We start from the raw sequence: 6,123 nt of genomic DNA on the forward strand, positions 1-6,123 counted from the left end.
GGACCACCTGGTGGTCACGGCCGACCGGGAGTTGCGCGCCCGCTGCGAGGAGGCGGGCGCCGCCGTCGTCGGCCCCCGCTGGCTCCTCGAACGCCTCTAGCCGTTCAGTTCTCGACGCGGTGGCCGGCGTCGCGCAGCGCCCCCGCCGCCGCCTCCGACCGGTGCTCCGGGACGAGCACGAGGTCGGAGTGGTACGTCGAGACGGCGAAGACGGGCACGCCGGCCTCGGCCAGCGGCCCCACGACGCCGGCGAGCACGCCGGGCGTGGGGAGACCGCCGTCCGGGTCGCCGTAGAAGCCGACCCACCGCTCCGTCTCGGCGAACGGCGAGGCGTCCCGGATCACGGTGAGGCCCTCGGGAGCGCGGATGAGCGCGACCCACTCGTCGTCCTCCGGGAACGTCGCGTGCGGGAGGTGCTCCACCATGAACTGGCCGGGGACGATGTGCAGGCGCATCCCGTCACCCTATTCAGGGACGAGCCACACCGCCCCCAGGGGCGGGACGCGCATCTCCGCCGACGCGGGCAGCCCGTGCCACGGCTCCGGCGCCGCCTCGACCCTCCCGAGGTTGCCGACGCCGCTGCCGCCGTACTCGTAGGCGTCGGTGTTGACGAGTTCGCGCCACCGGCCCACGCGGGGGAGGCCCACGCGGTAGTTCTCGTGCGGGTTCCCGGCGAAGTTGACGACGCACGCCACGACGGGCGGCTCGCCGCCGTCCGGGGCCGTCCCGTAGCGCAGGTAGGACAGGGTGTTGCCGCCGGCGTCGTTGCCGTCGATCCAGCGGAACCCGTCGTGGTCGCTGTCGCGCGTCCACAGCGCGGGCTCGCCCTGGTACGCGTGGTTCAGGTCGCGCACGAGCCTCTGCAGCCCGAGGTGGTTGGCCCCCTCGGAGGCGTTGTCCAGCAGCCACCAGTCCAGCGGGCGCTCCTCCGCCCATTCGGCGCCCTGCCCGAACTCCTGCCCCATGAACAGCAGCTGCTTGCCGGGATGCGACCACATGTAGGCCAGCAGCGCCCGCAGCCCGGCGAACTGCTGCCAGGAGTCGCCCGGCATCTTGCTCAGGAGCGAGCCCTTGCCGTGGACGACCTCGTCGTGCGACAGCGGCAGGACGTAGTTCTCCGAGAACGCGTACACCAGCGAGAACGTGATCTCGTTGTGGTGGTAGTGCCGGAACACCGGCTCGTGACGCAGGTATTCGAGCGTGTCGTGCATCCAGCCCATGTTCCACTTGAACCCGAACCCGAGCCCGCCGAGATGGGTCGGGCGGGAGACCCCGGGCCACGCCGTCGACTCCTCCGCGATCGTCATGATGCCGGGGTTGCGCTTGTAGACCGTCGCGTTCATCTCCTGGAGGAAGGAGATGGCCTCCAGGTTCTCCCGCCCGCCGTAGATGTTGGGCGTCCACTCGCCTTCCTTGCGCGAGTAGTCGAGGTACAGCATCGAGGCGACGGCGTCCACGCGCAGCCCGTCGATGTGGAACTCCTCCAGCCAGAACGACGCGTTCGCCACGAGGAAGTTGCGGACCTCGGCGCGGCCGAAGTTGAACACGAGCGTCCCCCAGTCGGGGTGCTCGCCGCGCTTCGGATCGTCGTGCTCGTAGAGGGCGGTGCCGTCGAACCGGGCCAGCGCCCACTCGTCCTTCGGGAAGTGGGCGGGCACCCAGTCCATGATGACGCCGATACCGGCCTGGTGGAGGCGGTCGATGAGGTACCGGAAGTCGTCGGGGTCGCCGAACCGGGCCGTGGGCGCGTAGTAGGACGTCACCTGGTAGCCCCAGGACGGTCCGTAGGGGTGCTCGGTGACCGGAAGCAACTCCACGTGCGTGAAGCCCATGTCGCTGACGTACTGCGTCAGCTCCTCCGCAAGCTCCCGGTAGCCGAGCCCGGGACGCCACGACCCGAGGTGCACCTCGTAGGCGCTCATGGGTTCGTGCAGCCAGTCGTGCTCCTTGCGCGCGTCCATCCACGCGCCGTCCTCCCACTCGTAGGAGGAGGTGAAGACGCGGGACGCCGTCGCGGGCGGGGTCTCGGTGGCCTGCGCCATCGGGTCGGCCTTGGCGCGCCACACGCCGTCGGCCCCGAGGATCTCGTACTTGTAGCGCGTGCCGTCGCCGACGCCCGGGACGAACAGCTCCCAGACGCCGGTGGAGCCGAGCGACCGCATGGGGTACGCGCGGCCGTCCCAGTGGTTGAAGTCGCCGACCACCCGCACGCCCCGCGCCGTCGGAGCCCACACCGCGAAGGCCGTCCCCTCCACCGTGCCGAGAGCGGACGCGTAGGAGCGGACGCGGGCGCCCAGCGCGCGCCACAGCTCCTCGTGCCGGCCCTCGCCGATCAGGTGCAGGTCGAGCTCGCCGAGCGTCGGCAGATGGCGGTAGGGGTCGTCCTGGATCGTCTCGACGCCGTCTCCGTAGGTGACGGCGAGCCGGTAGTCGGGGACGGCGAGAGGGGCCCGGTCCTTCTCGGTGCCGGCGAGCGACGTGCCGGCGGGCAGCGTCCCGACGAACACGCCCTGGTGGAAGTGCCGGAGCGGGTGGCGGTCGCCGCTGGGCAGCACGACCTCGACCTTCTCGGCGAGCGGGCGCAACGCCCGCACCGTCACCCCGTCCCGACCGGGATGCGCCCCGAGGACGCCGTGTGGATCATGGTGGTCGCCGCCGACGAGTCGATCGATCTCCGCGCGCGTCACCCGTGCCATGACGTCATGGCCTCCCGTCACTGAGCCGTTTACCCCAAGAGGTTGCCCCGAGAACGGGCGCTCTCACATGACGGACCGACCTGTTTTCGCGAACCCGGCATTCCGGTGCGGATGTTGCGGCCGCACGGCCGGCACGACTCTTCGTCGTGGGGTCGCGCCGAATGTGCCGTCCGTGCGGCCACGTCTACCTCGCCCCAGGGGTGACCCCGACCCCACCGCCCTGGGCTCCATTCCTGTGTCACCTGAGCGACACAGGTACCTTCCGTACCGGCCTGTCCCAGCCCGGTCCGCCCCCGCGCGCGGACCGGGCCGCCCCGACTCTCCCGCCTCCCGTCACCGTTCTCCGGGCTCCCCGGGCGCCTGGTCGAGCAGCACCCGCCGGAGCCCCTCCGAGTCGTCCGCGGCCACCGTCATCGCACATCCCGCCTGGAGTTGCGCATCGGTGAGGTCGCCGCTGCGGGTCGCGTACCAGCGCCCCGCGTCGCTGCGCCACACCTGCCAACCCGGAAACTCGCCCTCGATGGCCGCCTTCAGATCCTCGAAGTCGCCCATCAAGGTCGTCCCTTCCCCGAGGCCGCTCTTCTGTATACAAAAGTCTTACTCGGCCTGAGAGGTGTCAAGCTGTCCGTAAGCGGACCGTGCCCCCGCGGATAGCGCCTGGAAGGTATGGATGACTGGAGGGGCGAGCAGGATCGAACGCGGCGTCGAACGCTGTTCGAACGTGGCCGCGGGCAGGAGGCCGGGGGGCGCGCCCGAGGAGAGGGAGGTGACGCCGGTGCCGGAGCGTCCCGCCTATCTGCGCATCGCCGACACCCTGCGAGAGGGGATCCGGGACGGCAGCCTCCCGCCGGGGACGCGGCTGCCGACCCTGGCCGAGCTGTGCGACGTCCACGGCGTCTCGGAGATCGTCGTGCGGCAGGCCGTCGCGCTGCTGCGCGGCGAGGGCCTGGTGGAGACCCGCCGCGGCGGAGGCACGCGCGTCCGGACCGTCCCGCCGGCCCGCCGCGTGGCGATGGACCGCTACCGCGCGGTGGCCGAGCCGTCGGCGGTCCCCGAGACCACGTTCACCCGCGACCAGAGGATCACCTGGGAGGAGTACCGGCTGGACCGGGAGTTCTCCCGCGTCCGGGCCGACGACGACCTCGGCGCGCTGTTCGAGCTGCCGTCCGGCACCGAGCTGCTGCGCCGCCGGTTCGTCTTCTACGCGCGCGAGGAGCCGCAGCAGATCTCCGTCAACTACCTGCCGTGGGACGTGGTCGGCGACACGCCCGTCGCCGACCCGGCGCGCGAGCCCTGGCCCGGGGGGACGCTCGCGCAGCTCGCCTACCTCGGGTACCCGCCGACCCGCGTCGAGGAGGCCGTCCGCTCCCGGATGCCGACGCCCGAGGAGGCCGAGACCCTCAACATGGCGGGCGGGGTGCCGGTGCTCGCCATCACCCGCCGCATGCTGGCGCGCGCCGGCGTGATGGAGGTCTGCCGCGAGATCGTGCTGCCCGCCGACCGGGTCGTCCTCGACTACGCCATCGACCTGTGACGCGGCGGCCGAGCGAGGGCCGGTGCGGGCGGGCCCGGCGCGGCGCCTGGCCGGTCAGCCCGCGAGCCGGGCCAGGGACCGCAGCGGGACGGGCAGCCACGACGGCCGGTTCCGCGCCTCGTACCGGATCTCGTAGACGGCCTTGTCGAACTCGAAGGCCCGGACCAGCGCCGCGTGCGCCGCGGGGTCGGGCCCGCCCGCGGCCGCGTAGCCGGCGCAGAACGCCGCCCGGTTCCGCTCGGCCCACGCCTGGGCGCGCAGCTCCAGCGCGTCCGCCGTCTCCGGCGGGAGGTCGCCCTCCCGGGCCAGCAGGAACCGCGCGGCGTACTCGAACGAGCGGAGCATCCCGGCGACGTCGCGCAGCGGGTGCGCGGGCGCCCGGCGCTCGGCGGGCGTGCGGGCCGGCTCGCCCTCGAAGTCCAGCAGCGTCCAGCCGGAGTCGGTGCGCAGGACCTGGCCGAGGTGGTAGTCGCCGTGCACGCGCTGGAACGGCAGCGGCGACGCCTCCGCGGCGACCCGGTCGAACACCTCGCGGATCGCGGGCGCGTAGGGGCGCAGCTGCGGGACGGCGGCGCTGACCTGGTCGAGCTGCTCGTGCATCGAGAAGACGATCTCCCGCAGCAGCTCGGGCGGCGCCTGCGTCACGCCGAACGCGGCGGCGAGGTCGCGGTGCACCTCGGCGGTGGCCGCGCCGAGCCGTTCGGCCTCGGCGGCAAAGTCCCCGCCGGCGTCGCCGGCGGTGAGCGCGGGCGACGGCCCCGGCGTTGCGGGCTGGGCGAACCAGTCGCGGACGCTGGTGAGCGCGAGCTGCCAGCCGTCCGTCGCGGTGCGCAGGAACTCCGACAGCAGCGCGAGCGTGACCGGCTCGTCCCCGCCGCCGGAGTCCGCGCCGCCCGCGGGGCCGCCCGAGCCGGTGCCCCCCGCGGTGCCCAGCGCGCCCGGTTCCAGCTCGATCCAGCCGTGCACGCTCGGGACGTGCTCGCAGCCCCGCCGGGAGAGCGCGAGGTTGACCTCCAGGTCGGGGCTGACGCCGGGGGACAGGCGGCGGAACAGCTTGCAGATGTAGGCGTCGCCGAAGATCAGCGAGGTGTTGCTCTGCTCGCCCGGGATCGGCGTGCCGTCCAGGTCCGTGCGGATGCCGGTGCCGGGCGCGCGGCGGAAGGTCAGCGGCCCGACCGTCCGGTCGTCCGCCATCAGGTCCAGCAGCGGGCGCGTCAGCTCCGCGTCGTGGGCGGCGTCGTAGACGTACCCGGTGATGTCCTGCTCGGGGTCCTCCAGATGCCCGATCGCGACCGGCGCCAGATGCTCGGGAAGGTCGCGGCGGACGCCGAGGAGGAGCTGGTAGTGGTCGGTGGTGCCGTCCTGGCGGACGTCGAGGACGAGGTGGTGCAGGGAGGGGTCGCCGGACCGGAGTTCGGTGGCGGTGCCGATGGCGAGGTCGTGGATGGGGCCGTCCTTGCCGCCGAACCACCGCTGCCGCGGCAGCCAGCCGGCCAGGAGCCGGACGAGCGAGGTGTCGGTCGGCGGAGCGGACGGCGCCACGGTCACATCACTCCCTCTCCCGGCTCCTGCTCGTCCGGCGGCGGCGGAAGCAGGAACCAGTAGAAGCCGTGCCCTGGAAGGGTCAGCAGATAGGGCAGTTCGCCGATGGCGGGGAACTGGACGCCGCCCATGCACTCGATCGGGTACGAGCCCCGGAAGCGCCGCAGGTCCAGCTCCACGGGCTGGGGGAACCGGGACAGGTTGTTCACGCAGAGGACCGTGTTCGCGCCGCCCCACTGGTTGGCGTCCCCGCCGTTGATCTCGCGGGTGAAGGCCAGGACGGAGGGGTTGGAGGCGGACAGTTCGACGTAGGAGCCGACGCCGAAGACGGGGTGGCGCTGGCGGATCTCG

General features: G+C 73.0%; 6 protein-coding genes. 1 reads left to right on the forward strand and 5 read right to left on the reverse strand.

Annotation, left to right across the window (positions count from 1 at the left end; genetic code table 11):
- Positions 1-104: 104 nt before the first annotated feature.
- The 3 genes from AB0C69_RS36360 to AB0C69_RS36370 all read right to left on the reverse strand — a co-directional run bounded on the left by AB0C69_RS36360 (position 105) and on the right by AB0C69_RS36370 (position 3,248).
- Positions 105-455 carry an ACT domain-containing protein gene (locus AB0C69_RS36360; RefSeq protein ID WP_360360019.1) on the reverse strand — a complete coding sequence of 117 codons (351 nt, stop codon included), beginning with the start codon at positions 453-455 and terminating at the stop codon, positions 105-107.
- Positions 456-464: 9 nt separating this feature from the next.
- Positions 465-2,696, reverse strand: a complete 2,232-nt coding sequence (gene glgB / locus AB0C69_RS36365; protein WP_360360022.1) for a 1,4-alpha-glucan branching protein GlgB — start codon at positions 2,694-2,696, stop codon at positions 465-467.
- Positions 2,697-3,029: 333 nt separating this feature from the next.
- Positions 3,030-3,248 (reverse strand): hypothetical protein, encoded by a 219-nt coding sequence (locus AB0C69_RS36370; protein WP_360360025.1) that lies wholly within the window; start codon positions 3,246-3,248, stop codon positions 3,030-3,032.
- A 214-nt stretch (positions 3,249-3,462) separates the two neighbouring features.
- Between AB0C69_RS36370 and AB0C69_RS36375 the strand changes: the two genes are divergently transcribed.
- The gene (locus AB0C69_RS36375; RefSeq protein ID WP_360360028.1) at positions 3,463-4,230 is read left to right on the forward strand and encodes a GntR family transcriptional regulator; all 768 of its coding nucleotides are present in this window, start codon (positions 3,463-3,465) and stop codon (positions 4,228-4,230) included.
- Positions 4,231-4,284: 54 nt separating this feature from the next.
- On the opposite strand, the gene AB0C69_RS36380 is transcribed toward AB0C69_RS36375, so the two are convergent.
- Positions 4,285-5,778, reverse strand: a complete 1,494-nt coding sequence (locus tag AB0C69_RS36380; RefSeq protein WP_360360031.1) for an aminoglycoside phosphotransferase — start codon at positions 5,776-5,778, stop codon at positions 4,285-4,287.
- The coding region (locus AB0C69_RS36385) for an alpha-glucosidase C-terminal domain-containing protein (RefSeq protein WP_353834013.1) at positions 5,775-6,123 on the reverse strand (349 nt) is incomplete at its 5' end. The genes AB0C69_RS36385 and AB0C69_RS36380, both read right to left, overlap by 4 nt.

This window comes from Actinomadura sp. NPDC048032, assembly GCF_040653175.1.
Classification (GTDB): domain Bacteria; phylum Actinomycetota; class Actinomycetes; order Streptosporangiales; family Streptosporangiaceae; genus Spirillospora; species Spirillospora verrucosospora.

Bases quoted from the DNA above. Each gene is read 5' to 3' on its own strand.
- AB0C69_RS36360 (WP_360360019.1), bottom strand. From the start codon at position 455: ATGCGCCTGCACATCGTCCCCGGCCAGTTCATGGTGGAGCACCTCCCG.
- AB0C69_RS36370 (WP_360360025.1), bottom strand. From the start codon at position 3,248: ATGGGCGACTTCGAGGATCTGAAGGCGGCCATCGAGGGCGAGTTTCCG.
- glgB (WP_360360022.1), bottom strand. From the start codon at position 2,696: ATGGCACGGGTGACGCGCGCGGAGATCGATCGACTCGTCGGCGGCGAC.